This is a genomic window from Bradyrhizobium sp. WD16 (assembly GCF_024181725.1).
Classification (GTDB): domain Bacteria; phylum Pseudomonadota; class Alphaproteobacteria; order Rhizobiales; family Xanthobacteraceae; genus Bradyrhizobium_A.
In genome coordinates, this window is record NZ_CP028908.1 from 3,176,550 (window position 1) to 3,197,932 (window position 21,383).

Here is a 21,383-nt window from a genome sequence, read left to right on the forward strand (position 1 = left end):
GTGCTGCTCGCCGCGGCGTGGATGCTCGTCGCCGCATCGGCCACGGCAGGCATGGGATCGCTGGCGTCGCCGGCTGCGGAGAGCCTGCAGTTCCTGTTCAGCTACATCGTCGGCAGAGCGTTCTTCTTCCGGCCGCCGGCCCTCAATACGTTCATTCGCGTTCTCAAGATTCTCACGATCGCGATGATCCTGATCGCAGCCGCCGAAAATATCGCCGGCCGCTGGCTGGCTCACGAGGCGGCGGCGTCGATTTTCGGCACCACGCCGCTGGGGGCGGTGTTTCGCGGCAATACCATTCGTGCGACCTCGACGCTCGATCACCCGATCCTGTTCGGAGTGTTTTGCGCGCTCGTCAATGCGATCCTGTTGCTGTGGGAGCGGAGCGCGGGGCGTCGCCTGTTGTTCTCGGTGATCTGCCTGGCGGGATGCGTCCTCTCGCAATCTTCGGCGGCGCTCATGGCCTATGTGCTCGGCGTGGCCGCCTATGTCTATGATCGCCAGATGCGGCAGACGCCGGCGCGATGGACGATTTTCTGGGTCCTGTTTGGTGGTGCGATCGGCGCGGTCTTCCTGGTTACCGAGCATCCGATCGGCTGGCTGGTCTCGCACCTCACATTGGATCCCGAGACAGGGTACTATCGCATGCTGATCTGGGATGCGGCGCTTGAGCGGATTGGCCAGAGTCCGTTAACCGGATATTCGTTCCAGCTCTTCAACGAAAACATCCTGGATTCCACTGTCGACTGCGTTTGGCTGGTCGAGGCGCTGCGGTTCGGAATTCCCGCCAGCGCATTTCTGTTTCTGGCGAACATGGCGGCGATCTGGCCTGCCGGCAGGCGCAAGGCGCCTTCGGCCGACGAGTTCGATCAGCGGATGAATCTGGCCTTCGCCATTGTCCTGCTGCTGTTCGTTTTCAGCGGCATCACCGTTCATTTCTGGAACTACATGTGGATATTCTGGGGATTGTGCATCGGTATCAAGGCGTCGCTGCGAGAAAGAGCGGTTTCGCGTTAGCTCTCAAGCCGGATCGGGGCAGGAACCAGGTGAAGGTGGTGCCTTTGCCGGCGACGCCTGGAGTGAAGTTCCCGCCTTCGAGTGCGTGCGGGCTGTAATCGAAGGTGTCGAGAAATTCGATCAGCTCTGGCGTCGGAAAGGCGCACATCAGTGCCGGCCGGCACCGGCGCAAGGTCTCGGTCGCGCCGTTGAGGATGTCGAGCTCGGCGCCCTGGGCATGCAGCTTGAGTAGTCGGGGCGACAGGCCGAACGAATCGAGCGTCCGGCACTGCACCTGATATTCCTCGACGGTCAGCTTGCGTTCGTCGAACCGAAACATGCGGCCGCGATCGCGCAGCCACTCGGTCGCTTCGTTCCGGCTCATGGCGGCCATGCCGTCGCAATCCCATCTCCCGTAGCGGGGAACGAAGAAGCGCAGCTGCCCGGGCCGTCGCCCCAGCGCGCAGATGTGAATCGTCACATTCCTGTCGGCGCCAAAGCGTGATGCCAGCCGGTCGGCCGATCGAGGCTCCGGCTCGAAGGCGACGACGGGGCATCGGGGCAGCAGCCGCCTGAAGGCGGCGACGCTTTGGCCGCGGTTGGCGCCGACGTCGACGATCAGGCCCTCGCCGAGCGCCAGCCGGGCGACGCCGTCGAATTCCGGCTTCGAGACATAGCGGGTGGCGAGGTCCTTGATGGCGAACCGGACGCGGGCCGCGCCGGGAATCCGGGCGTAGAGAAAACGCGCGAGCGCTTTCGCACTCGTGGGCTTGAATTCGAGGGTAATCGTCATCGGACAGGCCCCGGGAAGACGGCTCCGCCCCAGCCGGTGTCCAGGCGGGAATTTAATATCTGTTGCAATTAATATCAGGCTGGTCAAATAATGTCGAATTAAATAATCGGCGCGGCGTCTGATCTGTTCGGCGCGGCCTGACAACCCCGGGGCAGCAGCGATGGCGGCCGCAACGATCCACGACAAGGTCGCGGTTCTGATTGTCGGATTCCATAATCCCGACGACATCGCCCGGTGCCTCACCGCGTTGTCGAAAGCCGGCGGCTCGCCCGCCTTCGACATCTTCATCTGTGAGAACGGCGGGCCGGATGCCTATGACCGGCTGATCCATCAGCTGACGGCGATCGGCGGTTGTTGCGCAGGGGTGGCCGGGGTGGGCGTGACAAGCGCGGCGCCGGAGACATTCCTGGCAACGCGGCGGCTCAAGCTGCTGACGAGGCCCTCGGACGTCCTGGTCGGATGCGCGACCGGCAATCTCGGCTATGCCGGGGGAATCAACGCCTGGCTACGCGAACTCGTCAATCGAAACGGCTGGAAAGGCATCTGGATCCTCAATCCCGACACCGAGCCGGCGCCGGATGCGCTGGCTGCGTTGGTCGCCCGGGCGGAAGTCGGCGGCAAGGGAATGGTCGGCAGCACGATTCTCGAAGCGGGACGGGACGACGTCGTCCGCTTTCGCGGCGGGCTCCACTGGCACAAGCTGGGCGCAAGGGCGATCGCCATCGGACTGTCGGACCAGATCGACGCGCCGTTCGATCTGTCGGCGGTCGAACGGGCGATGGACAGTCCGTCGGGCGCCTCGATGTACGTGACGAGACGCTGCATCGAGCAGATCGGGCTGATGGACGAGAGCTATTTCCTGTTCTTCGAAGACCTGGACTGGGGCGTGCGGGCGAAGAAGCTCGGCCTCGGCTATGCGAGCGCGTCCATCGTCGCTCACCAGCGCGGGACCACGACCGGCTCGGCCGGGCATCTCACGGCGCTGTCCCGGCTCGCCGTCTATCTGCAGCATCGGAACGCCATTCATTTCGTTCGCCGGCATCATCCTTGGACATTGCCCGTCTTGGTCGCCATTTCGACCCTGCAGGCGTTTCGATTTCTGCTGCACCGCGCGCCGCGCAACTGCCTTGCGGCCATCGAAGGCACAGTGGCTGGGCTTCGAGGCGAGAAAGGCCCGCCGAGTTGGCATCGGAATGCGGCTTGAGGGGCCCGATGAGGACGGCGCGATGGTGGGTGCCGCCGCTGTTGGGAGCGGCCATGGCGCTGCTCGGATGGGGACGGACGCCGGTCCTGGACGAGGACGCCGCGGCGGCCGGCCGGGATGGTGGTGCGCCTGCGAGCGCGCATTGGCCCGATGATGCCAACACCGGCGTTCCGGCAGGGACCGCGCTCAAGCCGCACGGTCCGCTGGTCGTGACCGCGGCGGGAAGCATCATCGCCGATCTCGACATTCAAGGATCTGTCGTCATCAAGGCCGCTGACGTCGTGTTGAAGAGTTCGCGGATTCGCAGCGCGAGTTACGACGTCGTCCGGATCATGCCGGGCCTGTCCGGGGTGATCATCCAGGACTGCGAGATCGACGGCGTCGGCACCGGCAATGATGGATCGAGCGGCATCCGCGGCGCCGGCTCATTTCTGCGTAACAACATCCACGACGTCGAAAACGGCATCACGCTGGATGGCAGCGCGGCAATCAAGGACAACTATATCCACGACCTGCGGGCATCCGGGGCACCGCACTATGACGGCATCCAGATCGACGGAGATGTCTCCGACGTGGTTATCAGCCATAACACCGTCATCAACTCGTACGGGCAGACATCGGCGGTGATGATCGACAATTATTTCGGTCCGATCGCCAACATCCAGGTCGACAACAATCGGCTGGTCGGCGGCGGCTATACGGTCTATTCGGACGGTCAATTCAGGCAGGACCCGATTTCGGGCGTCGCGTTCGTCGATAATCGACTGGGCAAGGGGCATTTGGGCTACAGTTCGTTCGTCAGAAACCAGCCGGACTGGCGCGGCAATGTCGACGACGCGACGGGCCGGCCCCTGGGCTCGCAGTGACCGGGCGCACATTAAATGAGAGCGCAAATAGCCGTGCGCTCGCCCAATGAGCCGATAAATACCCTGGGTGCGGTTCTTTGATGCGAAGCGCCTGTCCTCACGGCGGTCCTGCCGCGAAGGGCGATGGTCCTTCCGCAAATTAAGTTCCTGGCGGCGTTCGCATTTAATTCCCGTTCGATGCGCCGATTGCTCGCGCCGCGCAACAGCGTCGCTCGATGTCGTGCCGTGGCTGGCGCCGCGGACGCCGCGAACAATTTTGCCGAACGTGGCGCGGTTGCCACAGCGGCGGCATTTACAGCGTTGCGCGGCCGTGGCGTTTAAAAAATCAAATCCCTGCCCGAGGCTTAGTCGGGACACCACCAGGCAGCCGTCGCCGCGATATCGTTTTCAATCAGGTGAATTGGGCGGCCGTCGCAAAGAAATGACCTCGGCCGGGCCGCGGTCTTGTCCCAAAAAAGCCGCCGCCGGTCGACTTGCTCCGAACCGCAACGCAGCGGCGCCGCCTATTCCTATGCTTTGGGGAAGATATGGAGCCTGGGACGAAGCGCGGATCGTTGCCAACCGAAGGGAGAAACAACTTGGCTACGACTTCTAACGGGGGAATGCCGGATTCCACAAATACGGGGGTGTCCTCGGGCATCACGTTGACGCCGTCAGGCGATCTCATCATCACCCAGGCCGGAGCGGTCATCTCCGGACTGAATATTCAGGGCACGGTCTATATCGCGGCGCCGAACGTCACGCTGGTCGACTGCAAGATCACGGCGGCGAGCTTCGGCGTGGTGCAGATCGCCCAGGGGGTGACCGGAGCGGTCGTCCAGAACTGCGAGATCAACGGAGTCGGCAGCGGCAATGATGGCTCCAACGGCATCAGCGGTCAGGGCACCTTCATCGGCAACAACATCTACAACGTCGAAAACGGGATCAACGTAACCGGCGCGTCCGTCATCAAGGACAATTATATCCACGATCTGCAGGCGTCGGGATCGCCGCATTACGACGGCATCCAGATCGACGGCGGGGTGTCCAACGTGACGATCAGCCACAACACGGTCATCAATTCGCACGACCAGACCTCGGCGATCATGATCGACAATTATTGGGGCCCGATCGCCAATATCAGCGTCGACGGTAACCTGCTCGTGGGCGGTGGCTACACCGCCTATACGGACGCGGGGTTCAGCGGCGGTTCGGTTTCGGGAGTTTCTTTCACCAATAACCACATGGTCACCGGCGCCTTCGGGGTGACCGACTTCAACCAGGCATCGCCGACCTATTCCGGCAACGTGAACGACGGGGCCATGCTGGTCTCGGCGCTCAATACGCCGACCAACGTTTCGACGACGACGAGCGCGACCTCGACCGCGCCGGCGGCGCCCATCATCGCCTCGTTCTCGACCGACACCGGCGTCGTCGGCGACGGCATCACCAGCGACAACACGCTGGCGCTCAAGGGGACCGCCGCCGTGGGCAGCACCGTGCAGCTGTATGATGGCTCGACCCAGATCGGCGCAACCACCGCCGATTCGGCCGGGATCTGGAACTACATCACTTCCGTCCTGGCCGATGCCAAGCATGTGCTGACGGCGACAGCGACCAACGCCACCGGCCAGACCAGCACGGCCTCATCCGCGCTCAGCGTGACTGTCGACACGGCGGCACCGACCGCACCGGTCCTGACCACCGATTCCATCGTCAACACCAACCACGTCGTGCTGAACGGAACGGCCGAGGCCAACAGCTCCATCAAGGTCTATGACGGCACGACCATGGTCGGCACCGGGACGACAAGCGCGAGCGGCGCATGGAGCGTCACGACGAGTGTCTTGTCCGCCGGCGCCCACGCCCTCACCGCCACGGCGACCGACGTCGCCGGCAATGTCAGCGTCATGTCAAAGCCGCTCGATCCGGTGATCGGCACAAGCACCACGACGAGCACCGGCTCGACGTCGCTGGCGGCACCGGCGATCGCCTCGTTCTCGACGGACAGCGGCATTTTGGGCGACCACATCACCAACGACAATACGCCGACCCTGACCGGAACGGCGGTCGCCAGCAGCACGGTCAAGGTGTTCGACGGCAACACGCAGGTCGGGACCGCGACGGCGAACAGCAGCGGTCGGTGGAGCGTGACGACGTCGGCGCTCGGCGACGGCAGTCACAGCCTGACAGCGACCGACACCGATTCCTCGGGCCACACCAGCGCCGCGTCGGCCGCCTTGTCGGTCACCATCGACACCCATGCCCCCGCCGCGCCGACGATGGCCGTCTCCTCGCAGACCGGTTCGGCGGTCGGCGGCGTGACGAACCTGACGGACCTCGTCCTGAAGGGGACCGCGGAAGTCAACAGCACCGTGAAGGTGTTCGACGGCACGACCCAGATCGGGTCCGCGACCGTCAACAGCCACGGCGGCTGGAGCTTCGATACTGGTCATCTGGCCAGCGGCAAGCACAGCTTCGCATCGACCGATACCGACGTCGCCGGCAACGCCGGCGCCGCGTCGGCGGTCAAGGCGGTGGCCGTGACTGCGCCGATCGAGTTCACGAATCTGTCCGAGAACGCGAGCCATATCGCGACCATCAAGGGCACCGCCGACGCTTACAGCCAGATCAAGCTGTACGAAGGCAGTACCGCGCTGGGCACGGTTCAGACGGCGGCCGACGGCACCTGGAGCGTCACCACCGGCTACATGTCGAACAAGGTGCACACCTTCACCGCGCAGGAAGTCGACGGCAGCGGGACCACCATCGCCAAGAGTTCGGGCGAGGCGATCCTGGGCTCGACCCGCCGCGACACGCTGACGAGCACCTCAGGCGACGACTTCCTCTTCGGCAACGGCCATCCCGACACCTTCGTGTTTGCCGCGAATTTCGGCCATGACGTCATCAAGGATTTCGTTGCCGGGGGCCGTGGTCACGACACGATCCAGTTCGGTACCAGCGTGTTCGACAGCTTTGCCAGCGTGCTGTCCCACGCCTCGCAGGTCGGGCACGACGTCGTCATCGCGAAGGGGAGCGATATGCTGATGCTGAAGAACACCAATTTGGGGTCGCTCAACGGCCACGACTTCCACTTCGCGTGAGCCGCGTAGCCTGTCGAAGGGCGATGCATAGCCGTCACCTGTTTTGGAGGATCATCCCGATGAGGAGTGGCAAATCCGGATGTCGTTATTGCCGGGCGGAGGGATTGCCCCCACCGCGCGAGAGGCGGCCGCGGTACCCGGCTGCGGAACATAGAAGCATGTGTAGTGATCGCGGGCGATGTTGCTCAATCCGTGCGGCGGTAGCGGGTTGTGAGTGAGGCGCCTGCGCGACGTCGAGACTTTGCGATGTCGTGCCGCTTGGGATGCCGAGTGCGAATGATCTCGTTGCAAGCGGCGTTGCCGTCGCGCTGCGGTATTTTTGTTGGCCGAGGTGAATTCGGAAAAATAGGCAAATCACTCGCCGATGTTTGAGCTAGATCATCATCGAGGCCCGGAGTGAGAGTATGTTTAAATTTATCCAACTTGGTGGACGTCGCGCAAAAAGGACCATGCACGTCGTGGTCTCGTCCCAGAAAATCCGTTCACAGTTGGCCGCTTATAGACAGCAATCAATTCCGCGGTGAGATCGACGTCTTCGCTCGGGAGCATTGTTGAGTCCGGGAAAACGCGCCGCTCCTTGCCAACCGAAGGAGGAATGCCGTGGCGACAATTTCCACTAGTGGATGGCCGGATCTGTCAAATACGGGTGTGCCCTCGGGTGTGACGCTGACGCCGTCCGGCGACCTCATCATCACCCAGGCCGGAGCGGTCGTCTCCGGACTGAACATCCAGGGCAGCGTGTATATCAATGCGCCGAACGTCACGCTGATCGACTGCAAGGTCACCTCGGCGAGCTTCGCCGTGGTGCAGATCGCCGACGGGGTGACCGGAGCGGTGGTCCAGAACTGCGAGATCAACGGTGTCGGCAGCGGCAATGATGGCTCCCTCGGCATCAACGGCCAGGGCACCTTCATCGCCAACAACATCTATAACGTCACGGATGGCATCAACGTCACCGGCTCGTCGCTGATCAAGGACAACTACATCCACGATCTGCAGGCATCGGGGGAGCCGCATTATGACGGCATCCAGATCGACGGCGGCGTCTCCAACGTCACGATCAGCCACAACACGGTGATCAATTCGTACGACCAGACCGCGGCGATCATGATCGACAATTATTTTGGGCCGATCTCCAATATCAGCGTCGACAACAACCTGCTCGCGGGCGGCGGCTACACCGTCTATGCGGACGCCCAGTTCAGCGGCGGTCCGATCACGGGCGTGTCGTTCACCAACAACCACATGGCCAGCGGGCTGTGGGGCTACACCGACTTCAACCAGACGTCGCCGGTCTACACCGGCAACATCAACGATGGCACGGCGTTGATCGCCACGCTGAACAGCCCGGCCAACGACGTTCCGCCGGCGCCTGCCATCGAAGCCTGGTCGCCCGATACCGGTGTTGTCGGTGACGGCATCACCGACGCCAATAAGGTGACGCTGACGGGGACCGCGGCCGCCAACAGCACCGTGAAGGTGTACGACGGCACCACTCAGATCGGCGCCACCCTGGCCAATGCGATCGGCGCCTGGTCGCTCGTCACGGCGGTGCTGAACGACGCCACGCACATCCTGACGGCGACGGCGACGAATGCCGCCGGCCTGACCAGCGGAGCGTCCGCGGTGCTGAGCGTGACCGTCGACACGATAGCGCCGACCGCACCGGTTCTGGTCAGCGACACCATCGTCAACACCGATCACGTCGCGCTGGCGGGGACCGCCGAGGCGAACAGCAGCATCAAGGTCTATGACGGCACGACCGCCGTCGGCACGGCGACGACCAGCGCGAGCGGTGCCTGGAGCCTGACCACGACCGCATTGGCCGATGGGGCCCATGCCCTGAGCGCGACGGCGACCGACGTCGCCGGCAACGTCAGCACCCTCTCGGCGCCGCTCGATCTGGTGATCAATGTCACGACGCCGCCGCCCGTGATCGCCTCGTTCTCGACGGACAGCGGCGTCCTGGGAGACCACATCACCAACGACAACACGCCGACCCTGGCCGGAACGGCGGTCGCCAACAGCACGATCAAGGTGTTCGACGGCACCACCCAGGTCGGGACCACGACAGCCAATGGCAGCGGCCAATGGACGCTGACGACGCCGACGCTCGGCGACGGCAGCCACAGCCTGACGGCGACCGACACCGATTCGTCGGGCCACACCAGCGCCGCATCGGCCGCCTTGTCGGTCACCATCGACACCCACCCGCCGGTCGCGCCGACCATGGCGGTCTATGCGCAGGACGGCAGCGCCGTCGGCGGCACGACGACGCTCACCGACCTGATCCTCAAGGGAGCGGCCGAAGCCAACAGCACAGTGAAGGTGTTCGACGGCACGACCCAGATCGGATCGGCCACCGCCAACGGCACCGGCGCCTGGAATTTCGACACCGGCCATCTGGCCAGCGGCCAGCACAGCTTCACGTCGACCGACACCGACATCGCCGGCAATGTCGGTCCCGCGTCGGCGACCCAGGCGGTCACGGTCGCGGCCTCGACGGGTGGCGGATGGCCGGATCTGTCAAATACGGGTGTGCCCTCGGGTGTCACTCTGACGCCGTCCGGCGACCTCATCATCACCCAGGCCGGGGCGGTCGTCTCCGGACTGAACATCCAGGGCAGCGTGTATATCAATGCGCCGAATGTTACGCTGATCGACTGCAAGGTCACCTCGGCGAACTTCGTTGTGGTGCAGATCGCCGACGGGGTGACCGGAGCTGTGGTCCAGAACTGCGAGATCAACGGTGTCGGCAGCGGCAATGATGGCTGCGAGGGCATCAGCGGCCAGGGCACCTTCATCGGCAACAATATCTATAACGTTGAAGACGGCATCAGCGTCACTGGCCCGTCGCTGATCAAGGACAACTACATCCACGATCTGAAGGCATCGGGAGAGCCGCATTATGACGGCATCGAGATCGACGGCGGCGTCTCCAACGTCACGATCAGCCACAACACGGTGATCAATTCGTACGACCAGACCGCGGCGATCATGATCGACAATTATTTTGGGCCGATCTCCAATATCAGCGTCGACAACAACCTGCTCGCGGGCGGCGGCTACACCGTCTATGCGGACGCCCAGTTCAGCGGCGGTCCGATCACGGGCGTGTCGTTCACCAACAACCACATGGCCAGCGGGCTGTGGGGCTACACCGACTTCAACCAGACGTCGCCGGTCTACACCGGCAACGTCAACGATGGCACGGCGTTGATCGCCACGCTGAACAGCCCGGCCAACGACGTTCCACCTGCGCCTGCCATCGAAGCCTGGTCGCCCGATACCGGTGTTGTCGGCGACGGCATCACCGACGCCAATAAGGTGACGCTGACGGGGACCGCGGCCGCCAACAGCACCGTGAAGGTGTACGACGGCACCACCCAGATCGGCGCCACCCTGGCCAATGCGATCGGCGCCTGGTCGCTCGTCACGGCGGTGCTGAACGACGCCACGCACATCCTGACGGCGACGGCGACGAATGCCGCCGGCCTGACCAGCGGAGCGTCCGCGGTGCTGAGCGTGACCGTCGACACGATAGCGCCGACCGCACCGGTTCTGGTCAGCGACACCATCGTCAACACCGATCACGTCGCGCTGGCGGGGACCGCCGAGGCGAACAGCAGCATCAAGGTCTATGACGGCACGACCGCCGTCGGCACGGCGACGACCAGCGCGAGCGGTGCCTGGAGCCTGACCACGACCGCATTGGCCGATGGGGCCCATGCCCTGAGCGCGACGGCGACCGACGTCGCCGGCAACGTCAGCACCCTCTCGGCGCCGCTCGATCTGGTGATCAATGTCACGACGCCGCCGCCCGTGATCGCCTCGTTCTCGACGGACAGCGGCGTCCTGGGAGACCACATCACCAACGACAATACGCCGACCCTGGCCGGAACGGCGGTCGCCAACAGCACCGTCAAGGTGTTCGACGGCACCACTCAGGTCGGGACCACGACAGCCAATGGCAGCGGCCAATGGACGCTGACGACGCCGACGCTCGGCGACGGCAGCCACAGCCTGACGGCGACCGACACCGATTCGTCGGGCCACACCAGCGCCGCATCGGCTGCCTTGTCGGTCACCATCGACACCCACCCGCCGGTCGCGCCGACCATGGCGGTCTATGCGCAGGACGGCAGCGCCGTCGGCGGCACGACGACGCTCACCGACCTGATCCTCAAGGGAGCGGCCGAAGCCAACAGCACCGTGAAGGTGTTCGACGGCACGACCCAGATCGGATCGGCCACCGCCAACGGCACCGGCGCCTGGAATTTCGACACCGGCCATCTGGCCAGCGGCCAGCACAGCTTCACGTCGACCGACACCGACATCGCCGGCAATATCGGCCCCGCGTCGGCGACCCAGGCGGTTGCCGTGATCGCACCGATCGAGTTCACGAATCTGTCCGAGAATTCCGGCCATATCGCCACCATCAAGGGCACCGCCGACGCCTACAGCCAGATCACGGTGTACGAAGGCAGCACCTCGCTGGGATCGGTCCAGGCGGCGGCCAACGGCGCCTGGAGCTTCGCGACCGGCCCCTTGTCGAACGTTGTGCACATCTTCACCGCCCAGGAGGTGAACAGCGCCGGCCAGACGATCGCCACGAGCTCGGGCGAGGCGATCCTCGGCTCGACCCGCGGCGACACGCTGACGAGCACAGCGGGCAACGACTTATTCCTCGGTAGGGCCGGGGCAGATACGTTCGTGTTTTCCGCAAATTTCGGCCACGACGTCATCAAGGACTTTGCTGCCGGCGGTGGAGGTCACGACACGATCCAGTTCAGCGCGACCGTGTTCGACAGCTTCGCGAGCGTGCTTTCCCACGCCTCCCAGGTCGGGCATGACATCGTCATTGCGACGGGGAGCGATACGTTGACGCTCAAGAACACAAACCTCGCCTCGCTCAACCAGCACGACTTCCATTTCGTGTGAGCGGATTTGTCCGCTGATGCGAATAGTCGCCAATCCGCGTGAGAGATCATTCCGACGAAAAATGGTTCAGGGGAAGCGCCATGACTGACTTCGAACGGCGGGGGGAGGAGTCCCCACCGCCCGCCACTGCCGACAACACTCAGGTCTCGCATTCTTCGGTGTTCAATGCGGCGCCTGGTCTCGTCGCCGAGCGTGTGCGATCGCTGTCGCGCATCGTCGAGCTGACCGCGGGGGTGGAGCGGTCGATCGAGACCGTGCGGCGACGACTGTTCTCCGGCCGAACGCGACCGGCGGACGACTATGACGGGCTACGATCCGAGGTCGCCGGCTTCCTGGCGTCGTGCCGCCGGATCTTCTGGGGGCTCGCGGCGTTCAGCGGCCTGGGCAATCTGTTGATGCTCACCGGCTCGTTCTTCATGCTCCAGGTCTATGACCGGGTGCTGCCTAGCCGAAGCGTGCCGACCCTTATCGGCCTGCTGGTCCTGGCGACGGTGCTGTATCTGTTCCAGGGGGGCCTCGACCTCGTCCGCAGCCGGATCAGCGTGCGTATCGGCCGTCATTTCGACGAACGGCTGGGGCTCCGGGTGTTCGACGCCGTCGTGCGGCTGCCGCTGAAGACCCGCAGCGACGGCGACGGATTGCAGCCCTTGCGCGACCTCGACCAGGTCCGCAGCTTCCTGTCCGGCGGCGGGCCGTCGGCGCTGTTCGATCTGCCGTGGATGCCGATCTATCTCGGCATCTGCTTCCTGTTCCATTTCTGGATCGGGGTCACCGCGCTGACCGGCGCGTTGGTGCTGGTCGGCATCACGGTGCTGACCGAGATGCGCACGAGAGGGCCGGCGAAGGCGTTTTCGCGTCTTGCGGTATCGCGCAGCGCACTGGCCGCCGAGGGGCGGCGTAATGCCGAAGTGCTGCAGGCCATGGGCATGCGGCGACAAGCTGCGCAGCGCTGGCAGGACGTCAACAGCAAGTATCTCGCCGCCCATGAACGGGCGAGCGACGTCGCCAGTGGACTCGGCGGGATCTCCAAAGTATTTCGTTCGATCCTGCAGTCTCTGGTACTTGCGGTCGGCGCCTATCTCGTCATCAACCAGGAATCGACGGCAGGCATCATCATCGCCGGCTCGATCCTGACGGCGCGGGCGTTGTCGCCGGTCGAGATCGCCATCGCCAACTGGAAGGGCTTCGTCGCGGCACGGCAGTCCGGCGACCGGCTGGACCAGCTTCTCAAACTCCTGCCGGAGGAAGAGGAGCCGTTGGCGCTGCCGGCCCCAAGCCAGGCGCTCGTGGTCGAGCAGCTCCATGTCGCGGCGCCGGACTCCGAGAAGCAGATCCTGACGGACGTTTCATTCGAGTTGCGCAGCGGCCAGGCCGTCGGAATCATCGGTCCGAGCGGATCCGGCAAGTCGGCGTTGGCACGGGCGCTGGTCGGGGTGTGGCCGCGACTTCGCGGCAGGATCAAGCTCGACAACGCGGCGCTGGATCAGTGGTCGGCGGAGGCGATGGGCAAGCATATCGGCTACCTGCCGCAGGACGTCGAACTGTTCGAGGGCAGCATCGCCGTCAATATCGCGCGCTTCGATGAGCAGGCGACGCCGGGCGCGGTGCTGGAAGCTGCCAAAGCGGCCGGGGCGCATGACCTGATCCTGTCGCTGCCGGATGGATATGCCACGAGTGTCGGCGAGGGGGGCATGGCGCTGTCCGCCGGACAGCGGCAGCGGATCGGATTGGCCCGCGCCTTCTACGGCAATCCGTTCCTCGTCGTCCTCGATGAGCCGTCGTCGAATCTGGATGCCGATGGCGAGGAGGCGCTCACCGAGGCGATCCAGAGCGCTCGCCGTCGTGGCGGCATCGCCGTCGTGATCGCGCATCGTCCCAAGGCGCTCGATGCCGTCGACCAGGTTCTCGTCATCGGCGAGGGCAGGGTCAAGTCGTTCGGGCCGAAGGAGGAAGTGCTGCGGAAAGTGCTGCGGCCCCCCGTGCCGCTCAAGGTCGTGGCGGAGAACCAGGGAGGCGGACGATGGACCGCGAGATGACATCGGCGCTGCATTCGATCCAGCGCTACATGATCGTCGGCATGATCATGGTCGGCTGCGTGACGTTCGGCATCGGCGGCTGGGCCGCAACGACGCAATTGTCGGGTGCGGTGATCGGCCAAGGGGTCGTTGTGGTGGATTCGAGCGTCAAGAAGGTGCAGCACGCGACCGGCGGCATCGTCGGCGAGCTCCGCGTCAGGGACGGCGACCGGGTCAATGCCGGCGACATCCTGATCCGCCTTGACGAGACCCAGACCCTGGCGAACGCGACGATCGTCACCAAGAGCCTCGACGAACTTCTCGCCCGCCAGGCCCGCCTCGAGGCCGAGCGTGACGCTGCCGACCAGATCGTGTTTCCGAAAGCGCTGATCGAGCGGACAAAGGACGCCAATTCGGAAGCGGGACGCGCGATCGCCGCCGAGCGGACACTGTTCGACCTGCGCCGGGAGGCCCGGAGCGGGCAGCGGGCGCAGCTCAAGGAGCGAAGCACGCAGCTTCAGGACGAGATCAAGGGATACCTCGGCCAGGCGGAGGCCAAGCAGAAGGAAGTCGATCTCATTCATCAGGAGCTCGATGGCGTTCGCACCCTCTGGCAGAAGAACCTTGTTCCGATCACGCGCTTGACGGCCCTGGAGCGCGACGCCGCCCGGCTCGAGGGCGAGCGTAGTCAACTGGCCGGAATGGTCGCCCAGGCCAAGGGCAAGATCGCAGAAATCGAGTTGCAGATCATCCAGGTCGATCAGGACCTGCGGTCGGAAGTCGGCAAGGACCTGATCGAGACGCGCTCGAAGCTGTCCGAAATGACCGAGCGCAAGACGGCGGCGGTCGACCAGCTCAATCGCATCGATATCCGGGCGCCGCAATCCGGCCGGGTCCACGAGCTCTCGGTCCACACCGTCGGCGGCGTCATTTCTCCCGGCGAGCAGATCATGCTGATCGTTCCGGACGCGGACGCACTGGCCGTCGAGGTCAAGATCGCGACCCGCGACATCGATCAGGTGTTTGTCGGGCAGACCGCGACGATGCGGTTCGCTGCCTTCAATCAGAAGACGACGCCAGAGATCGAAGGTGATGTCAGCGTGGTCTCGGCCGATCTGATCCAGGACCAGAGAACCGGAACGAGCTATTATACCGTACGCGTGGTGCTCAAGCCCGACGAGCTTGCCAAGTTGGGCTCGGCCAAGCTGCTCCCGGGCATGCCCGTGGATGTCTTCATCAAGACGCCGGGGCGAACCGCGCTGTCCTATCTGACCAAGCCGTTGCGGGACCAGGCGGAGCGCGCCTTCAAGGAGCGCTGAGGCGCTCCTTGATGCAGGCCATCATGCCGGCAATGGCGCGATGGCCGAGCCGTCGATGACGACGCAGGTGAGGCGCCCGGTCGCGAACGCTCCGGTGTCGATGTTGATCCGGTTCGGCCGGATGTCGGGCGCATGCACCGGTGTATGGCCGTGGACGACGAAGCGTTCGAACGGTTGCTCGTGAGCGAGAAAATCCTCGCGGATCCAGAGCAGGTCGTCTTCCGTCTGCTGGTGGATCGGAACGCCCGGTCGAATCCCGGCGTGGACGAACAGAAAGTCGCCGCAGTCGAACGAAAGCTCGAGCGACTGCAGGAAATCGAGGTGCTCCTTGGGTACCGCGGCGGTCAGCTCGTCGGCGAGGGCGATTTGTTCGTGGCGCTCAGGGCTTATCGTCGGCCTCAATCCGTAGGACAGCAGGGTTTCGAGACCGCCGCATAGTCGCCATTCATCCAGCGTTCGCGAATCCGAGAGAAACCGCGGCAGGAAGGTCTCGTGATTGCCGCGCAGGAAGATCGCCTCTCGGCCGCGCCGCCACTGTAGCAGCAGCTCGAAGACCTCTCGCGACGCCGGCCCCCTGTCGATGTAATCGCCGACAAAGACGCTGATCGCCCGTTCCGCCGGCCGGCGCCGGCAATCGGCATCGATGTTCGACAGCACGCGGCCGAGGAGATCGGCGCGGCCGTGAATGTCACCGATCGCGTAGATCCTGACCCCGCGGGGCAGGGCTGCGAGCTGTCGGCCGTTGCGGATCGGGGGAGGGCTCCACACCACGTCGGCCTCGGTTCACGCTTGAGCCATGCGTTGCCGCGGCGGCTCGGCCGTGTACGGCGGGGGAATCGCCGGGCCGTCATGAGCTTCGTCCACGGCCGCTGCGGTCGTTGGCGGCGGCTGGCGGACGATCGTCAGCATCGTCCGGCCCTGCGAGGGGCGATCTGTCAGTCGCGGCGTCCGTGCGGCCGAGGTTCGAGACAGCCGCGCCGGCGCCTTACGGCGCGACATTCGCTCGCGCTCGGCCAACTGCCGCAGCCCTTCGATGGTTTGCGCGACTGCCGGGCTCGGATCCCGCGGCGCGCCGAAATAACGCCCGCTGACGACATCCCTGCGCCCGCGCCAGAAGTTCATCGCCCCGAGCGAGGCGAGCAGGATGATTTCGGCGCCCAGCATGACGAGCAGCTCGTGCGGCATGATTTAATCATATTTTTATTGGTCATTGAAGGCAACTCGTTCGATCGGGCCTCGTATTCACCTTGTCGAGCAAAAACATGATGCAAGACGGCTGATTGGGTGATCATTAAATAATGTGGACATCATTTTAAATGCAAGGTATATTTAAATTTTAATTGAGGCGAGGGGGAGAGCATGGCGGCCGAGTTGACGCACGAGGTTGCGTGGGACGGTCAGGCACTCCTCGTGGAAGCCGCGACCGATCATGGCAAGGTGACCTGCAAGGTGCCTCGCGAAACCGTACATTCGCTGCGGATCTATTCTGATGCCATCGGCCGTGAGATCCAGCTCGAACGGTATCAGATCGTGGAAAAGCTGGCGCCGTACCTGCTCGCCAAATTGTCGGGAGCGGACGCCGGCGCCATGCTGGAACTGCATCCATGGGAGGTCCACGACTGAGGGGGCGTGGGCCGGTCGGGACGGTTCCGCGCCGGTGGTCGGCCGATGGACTTTGCCGACGGACTTCGGTACGGCGTCCGGACAGCCCCTTATCGAACCTTTGCCGGAGAGCCGAAGGCCTTCGTGCCTGCTGGAATATCGCAGTTGACGAGTGAATTCGCGCCGATGATCGCCTTGTCGCCGATCGTGACCCCCATCTGAACGATCGCATTTGGTCCGATATAAACGCCGTGGCCGATCCTGGTCGGAGCGTAGTCGACCGGCAATTCGCCGAGCGAAATCGAGCGATTCACAGTGTGGTGAGTGTAGATTTGAGCACCGGCTGATATCGAACACCAATCGCCGATCTGTAAGCCGCCACCCGAGCCATCGAGGATGCACCCCGGTCCGATCCAGGTATGGCGGCCGACCTTGACGTCGCCCAGCACGAGCACGTTGTCGTACATGGTGGTGCCCTCGCCGAAGCCATAGGCGACGGCATTGTCGCCGCGTTCGGTGAGGAGGTCCCCGACCGGGACCCTGCGGTTGAATTGCTGCTTCTTGCGCGTCGCAAGAATGCCGAGAGCGCGCCGGATCAGCCTGAGCCAGTCGTCGACCTCGTCGTCGATATTCTCGATAGGCGTTTGGGGGTCGAACCTGGACGGCATCGCAAGCACCTTGCGCGTCGGATCGGGAAATGGTCGCCGCTGCTAGGCGGCTGTGCAATCTAGTGTCCCGTCTCCGAATTACCGCTTCGTTTGCCTCACCCTCGCACGGTAATTCGGAGACATCGGGACACTAGCAAAATCAAAAAGCTAGTGTGGCTTATGTCTCGCAATTGCCTATGAGAGGCTTGCCGCAAAGGTATAGGCAATTGCGAGACGCCACACTAGCTGATCCTGTATTCGACGATAAAGCGATTTAAAAGGCCGGAAGGGGCCTAATCCCGCCCCCGAACGTATGTCCGGGAGCCCTCTGCGAGGGGCGATCTGTGAGCTCAGTCACATTGGTATGCACTATTCGGGCGTATGGTTGCGCCGCCCGGGGATTATGCGGGGCATAATTAAATAGCCCAGCCGAGCGTGGGGTCGCGGAGAAGGACCCGCGTGTCACGGCGATTATTTGGAACGAAGTTATTCTATCGAGTATTTATTTTATCGCCGGGGTAGGGGCGCGGGATGAGCAAGAAATTCGAAGTCAGGCTGCGACTGCGTGAGATCGCCAAGAAGTCTGCGGAATTGACTGCGGCTTCGTTGATGCTCGACGATATGGCTTTGCAACTGGATCAACTGCGTGAACTGACGGGCCGGCCCGGCCTGCTGGGCGATCGTCATCTGTGTCGGGAGGTCAGCGATTCACGTTGATCCGGTCCGGTCGGTGTTGGGGCGAACCGGTCCTGGCCGGCGCCTATAGCTTTCCGACTCGGGGCTCCCGCGCGAGGCCCAGCAGAAATCTCAGGTTCGCCGCCTTGGGCAGGATCCACATCTGCGGCGCGAGATGTTTCGCCTTCCTCTCCTCACGACCGATCTCGCTCCGATAGTGGACGATGTCGATCAAGGCCGTCGCCATCAGCATATCGCGCAGGACAGGGAAGCGAAGCTGCAGCAGGCGGCGCGAGAACTGGAGGCGCGGGACAGGCTCCGCTCGCCCAGCGACGGCATGCGGCATGGAAGACGATATCAGGCTGGCTCTTCGTCACGACCTGTTCAGTGATGAACGCCTTGATCGCGGGCAGCAATTGGCGGGAACAGCATGCGACGGCAATCGCTTGATCGCGGCCGCGAGGCGGTTGCGAAGCTGATGGCGATCACCGGTGGGCGCGGCGTCGACACGGCGATCGAAGTGGTCGGCGTGCCGGCGAGCTTTCTGACCTGCGAGGACATCGTGGCGCCGGCCCGGCTCATCACCCATCGCTTCACGCTCGACGACATCATCGAGGCCTACGACCCGTTTTCCCGGGCGAGCACGACCAGCGCCCTCAAGGTGATCATCGACTGTCGAACGCCGTCCGCGCGTGATTGCGGCCAGGCGCTGCCCATCGCCTGTTGCCGGGCACCTGTTCTGCGACTGACATGCACATGCACCCGAACGGCTGGCGTTGGAGGTAATGCGCTCCGCCAGCCGGGTCGCGGCGCATGGTTGTGAAGACGAAGCGCACACTCCATTTACCAAGAGTCCGCCGCGTCGCCGAAATTCAGGAAAACGAACAAAAATCGAGCGGAAGCTATCCGCCGACGAATGATCGAAGAGCGGACCGAACTCATTTGCCCTGTTCGATATGGACCGCCGACTGGAATCGTGGAGAGGCGCAAGGCAATCGACATGTCAGACGGCGTAGCCGCGCGGCCGAACCAACCTCAGATCCGCAACCTCGTCATCGCCGTGGTGTTGCTGACGGCGCTGGTCGCAGCCGGGCCATGGCTGCCCGATTTTCAGTTCTTCACGTGCCAGACCGACTACCTGCCGCTCCACACCGGGCTGGAATTCATCGGCATGGCGGTGTCGCTGATCGTATTCGGCCTCGGCTGGAGTCTAAGGCGCCAGGCCGGCAACAGCCATAACATCATTCTGGCCTGCAGCCTGCTCGCCGTCGCGCTGATTGATTTCGGCCATACGCTCGCCTTCGACGGCATGCCCGATCTGTTCGGCCCGAGCGGGCACGAAAAGACAATCAATTTTTGGCTGATCGGTCGGGTGGTGGCGGCCGGCGGACTGGTGCTGGTCGCCGTCTTGCCCAATCGCACCTGGCGCCCGGGAGCCTATTTCGGCTGGATGCTCGGCGCGGTTGCGGTCGCGGCTGCGGCCTGGTGGATCTGCTTCCTCCACGCCGATTGGCTGCCGCACACCTATATCCTCGGGCAAGGCTTGACGCCGTTCAAGATCGGCGTCGAATACGCCCTTTCGGCAACATACTTTCTTGTCGCCTTCCTGCTGGTCCGCCGGGCGTCGCGGAAGCGAAACGTCGAGGTCTATTGGCTTGCGGCGGCCTCCTGGGTGCTCGGCCTCGCTGAATTGTTCTTCACGCTCTATGGTCAGTTCACCGATCTGTCCAACCTGCTCGGGCACCTCTACAAGGTGGCGGCCTACGGCCTGATCTATCGCGCCGTGTTCGTCGCCGGGGTGCTCGCCCCGCAGGATGCTCTCAGGCAGAAGGAAGCCGAGCTCGACTATCTTGCGCACCACGACTCGCTGACCGGATTGGCGAATCGCCTGCTGCTCGGCAGGGAGCTCGCCCGGGCGGTGCGGGACGTGGTCAGGGCCGGGCAACGCGGAGCGCTGCTCTTTCTCGACCTCGACAATTTCAAGAACGTCAATGATGGCCTGGGACATGGTGCCGGCGACGAACTCCTGTGCCTCGTCGCCGCACGGCTGCGGCGGCGATTACGCCATCACGACATCCTGGCGCGCACGGGCGGCGACGAATTCGTGGTCTTGCTGGAAGGTATCCGGGATGCGCAGGCCGCGATGGCGACCGCGCAGGCACTGATCGCCGAACTCACCGAGGTGTTCGTTCTCGCCGGCGGGCAGGACATCTACATCGGCACCAGCGTCGGCATCTGCGTCTTCCCCGACGACGGCGTCACGGCCAGCCAGATCATCCGGAACGCCGACGCGGCGTTGTTCCAGGCCAAGCGCGACGGCCGCGGTGGGGTGAGGTTCTATACCAAGGCGCTCACCGATGTGGTGAACGCACGCGTCGAACTGGAGGCGCGGCTGCGCCGCGGTATCGAGCGCGGCGAATTCCTGCTGCATTATCAGCCGCTGGTGAGTGTGGCCGAGTGCCGCATCGTCGGCGTCGAGGCGCTGATCCGTTGGCAACCGCCAGGTAGCGACATCATCCCGGCGGGGAGCTTCATTTCAGTCGCCGAGGACACCGGATTGCTGGTGCCGCTGGGAGAGTGGGGCCTGCGCGAGGCCTGCCGCCAGATGAAGGCGTGGCTCGACGCGGGACTGAAGCTGGAGACCATGGCGGTCAACCTGTCGCCCCAGCAATTCAGGCGGCCGAACGTTCACGAGACAATCGGCGAGATTCTCGCGCAGACCGGACTTCCGGCGCGCTATCTCGAGCTCGAGATCACCGAAGGCAGCCTGATGGATCCGGGCAGCGACGTCGAGGACCGCTTGCACGCCCTCAAGCGGCTGGGCGTGCGGCTGGCGATCGACGATTTCGGCACCGGGTATTCATCGCTTGCCTATCTCAAGCGGTTTCCGGTCGATACACTCAAGATCGATCAGAGCTTCGTCCGGGACATTCCCGATGACCGGACCGGCGTACAGATCGTCGCCGCCATCGTCGGCCTCGGCAAGGCCCTGAATCTCGACGTGCTCGCCGAAGGCGTCGAGACGCCGGCGCAACTCGCCTCTGTGCGTGAGCTCGGCTGCGATACGGCGCAAGGCTATCTGTTCAGCCGGCCGGTGCCGGCTGCGGAGATCGTCGGGCTGGTCTCCGGTTCGGAATCCGCGCGGCAGATGATCGAGCGCTTCAACTCTTCGATCGGCCTCGGCGCACCGGTCCCGGTCCGCCGCGCCGGGCGAAGCCGGCTGAAAAAACGCCCGGCCTGACGGC

The 21,383-nt window shown here is 64.1% G+C and carries 16 protein-coding genes; 11 read left to right on the top strand and 5 right to left on the bottom strand.

Going from position 1 to position 21,383, the window contains the following annotated elements:
- Complete coding sequence (locus DB459_RS14710; RefSeq protein ID WP_253706012.1) at positions 1-1,014, top strand: O-antigen ligase; 1,014 nt, start codon at positions 1-3, stop codon at positions 1,012-1,014.
- Here DB459_RS14710 and DB459_RS14715 read toward each other — a convergent pair.
- Positions 977-1,972 (bottom strand): FkbM family methyltransferase, encoded by a 996-nt coding sequence (locus DB459_RS14715; RefSeq protein ID WP_253706013.1) that lies wholly within the window; start codon positions 1,970-1,972, stop codon positions 977-979. The genes DB459_RS14710 and DB459_RS14715 overlap by 38 nt on opposite strands.
- Here DB459_RS14715 and DB459_RS14720 point away from each other — a divergent pair.
- The 6 genes from DB459_RS14720 to DB459_RS14745 all read left to right on the top strand — a co-directional run bounded on the left by DB459_RS14720 (position 1,947) and on the right by DB459_RS14745 (position 15,214).
- Positions 1,947-2,990 carry a glycosyltransferase family 2 protein gene (locus DB459_RS14720; RefSeq protein WP_253706014.1) on the top strand — a complete coding sequence of 348 codons (1,044 nt, stop codon included), beginning with the start codon at positions 1,947-1,949 and terminating at the stop codon, positions 2,988-2,990. The genes DB459_RS14715 and DB459_RS14720 overlap by 26 nt on opposite strands.
- An 8-nt stretch (positions 2,991-2,998) precedes the next feature.
- The gene (locus DB459_RS14725; protein WP_253706015.1) at positions 2,999-3,856 is read left to right on the top strand and encodes a right-handed parallel beta-helix repeat-containing protein; all 858 of its coding nucleotides are present in this window, start codon (positions 2,999-3,001) and stop codon (positions 3,854-3,856) included.
- 554 nt (positions 3,857-4,410) lie between these two features.
- Complete coding sequence (locus DB459_RS14730; RefSeq protein WP_253706016.1) at positions 4,411-6,939, top strand: Ig-like domain-containing protein; 2,529 nt, start codon at positions 4,411-4,413, stop codon at positions 6,937-6,939.
- Positions 6,940-7,539: 600 nt separating this feature from the next.
- Positions 7,540-11,880, top strand: a complete 4,341-nt coding sequence (locus DB459_RS14735) for an Ig-like domain-containing protein (RefSeq protein WP_253706017.1) — start codon at positions 7,540-7,542, stop codon at positions 11,878-11,880.
- Between the two features lie 80 nt (positions 11,881-11,960).
- Positions 11,961-13,916, top strand: coding sequence for a type I secretion system permease/ATPase (locus tag DB459_RS14740; protein WP_253706018.1), 1,956 nt, complete (start codon positions 11,961-11,963; stop codon positions 13,914-13,916).
- Positions 13,901-15,214, top strand: coding sequence for an HlyD family type I secretion periplasmic adaptor subunit (locus DB459_RS14745; protein ID WP_253706019.1), 1,314 nt, complete (start codon positions 13,901-13,903; stop codon positions 15,212-15,214). The genes DB459_RS14740 and DB459_RS14745 overlap by 16 nt, the downstream gene beginning before the upstream one ends.
- Positions 15,215-15,235: 21 nt before the next feature.
- Here the strand turns inward: DB459_RS14745 and DB459_RS14750 are convergent, their stop codons facing one another.
- Together DB459_RS14750 and DB459_RS14755 are read right to left on the bottom strand one after the other, a co-directional pair.
- The gene (locus tag DB459_RS14750; RefSeq protein ID WP_253706020.1) at positions 15,236-15,982 is read right to left on the bottom strand and encodes a metallophosphoesterase family protein; all 747 of its coding nucleotides are present in this window, start codon (positions 15,980-15,982) and stop codon (positions 15,236-15,238) included.
- Between the two features lie 15 nt (positions 15,983-15,997).
- Entirely contained in the window at positions 15,998-16,399 is a 402-nt protein-coding gene (locus DB459_RS14755) for a hypothetical protein (protein ID WP_253706021.1), read from the bottom strand.
- Between the two features lie 174 nt (positions 16,400-16,573).
- On the opposite strand from DB459_RS14755, the gene DB459_RS14760 reads away from it, so the two are divergent.
- The gene (locus DB459_RS14760; protein ID WP_253706022.1) at positions 16,574-16,837 is read left to right on the top strand and encodes a hypothetical protein; all 264 of its coding nucleotides are present in this window, start codon (positions 16,574-16,576) and stop codon (positions 16,835-16,837) included.
- Positions 16,838-16,926: 89 nt separating this feature from the next.
- Here DB459_RS14760 and DB459_RS14765 read toward each other — a convergent pair whose 3' ends face one another.
- On the bottom strand, positions 16,927-17,484 hold the full coding sequence (locus tag DB459_RS14765; protein WP_253706023.1) for a DapH/DapD/GlmU-related protein: 558 nt from the start codon (positions 17,482-17,484) through the stop codon (positions 16,927-16,929).
- A gap of 510 nt (positions 17,485-17,994) precedes the next feature.
- Between DB459_RS14765 and DB459_RS14770 the strand changes: the two genes are divergently transcribed.
- Positions 17,995-18,180, top strand: a complete 186-nt coding sequence (locus tag DB459_RS14770) for a hypothetical protein (protein WP_253706024.1) — start codon at positions 17,995-17,997, stop codon at positions 18,178-18,180.
- A gap of 43 nt (positions 18,181-18,223) precedes the next feature.
- Here the strand turns inward: DB459_RS14770 and DB459_RS14775 are convergent, their stop codons facing one another.
- Positions 18,224-18,484: a hypothetical protein gene (locus tag DB459_RS14775; RefSeq protein ID WP_253706025.1), complete on the bottom strand. Its 261-nt coding sequence runs from the start codon at positions 18,482-18,484 to the stop codon at positions 18,224-18,226.
- A 132-nt stretch (positions 18,485-18,616) separates the two neighbouring features.
- On the opposite strand from DB459_RS14775, the gene DB459_RS27465 reads away from it, so the two are divergent.
- Both DB459_RS27465 and DB459_RS14785 read left to right on the top strand, forming a co-directional pair.
- The gene (locus DB459_RS27465) at positions 18,617-18,961 is read left to right on the top strand and encodes a hypothetical protein (protein WP_305884132.1); all 345 of its coding nucleotides are present in this window, start codon (positions 18,617-18,619) and stop codon (positions 18,959-18,961) included.
- A 177-nt stretch (positions 18,962-19,138) separates the two neighbouring features.
- Positions 19,139-21,379 (top strand): bifunctional diguanylate cyclase/phosphodiesterase, encoded by a 2,241-nt coding sequence (locus DB459_RS14785; RefSeq protein WP_253706026.1) that lies wholly within the window; start codon positions 19,139-19,141, stop codon positions 21,377-21,379.
- Positions 21,380-21,383 lie beyond the last annotated feature (4 nt).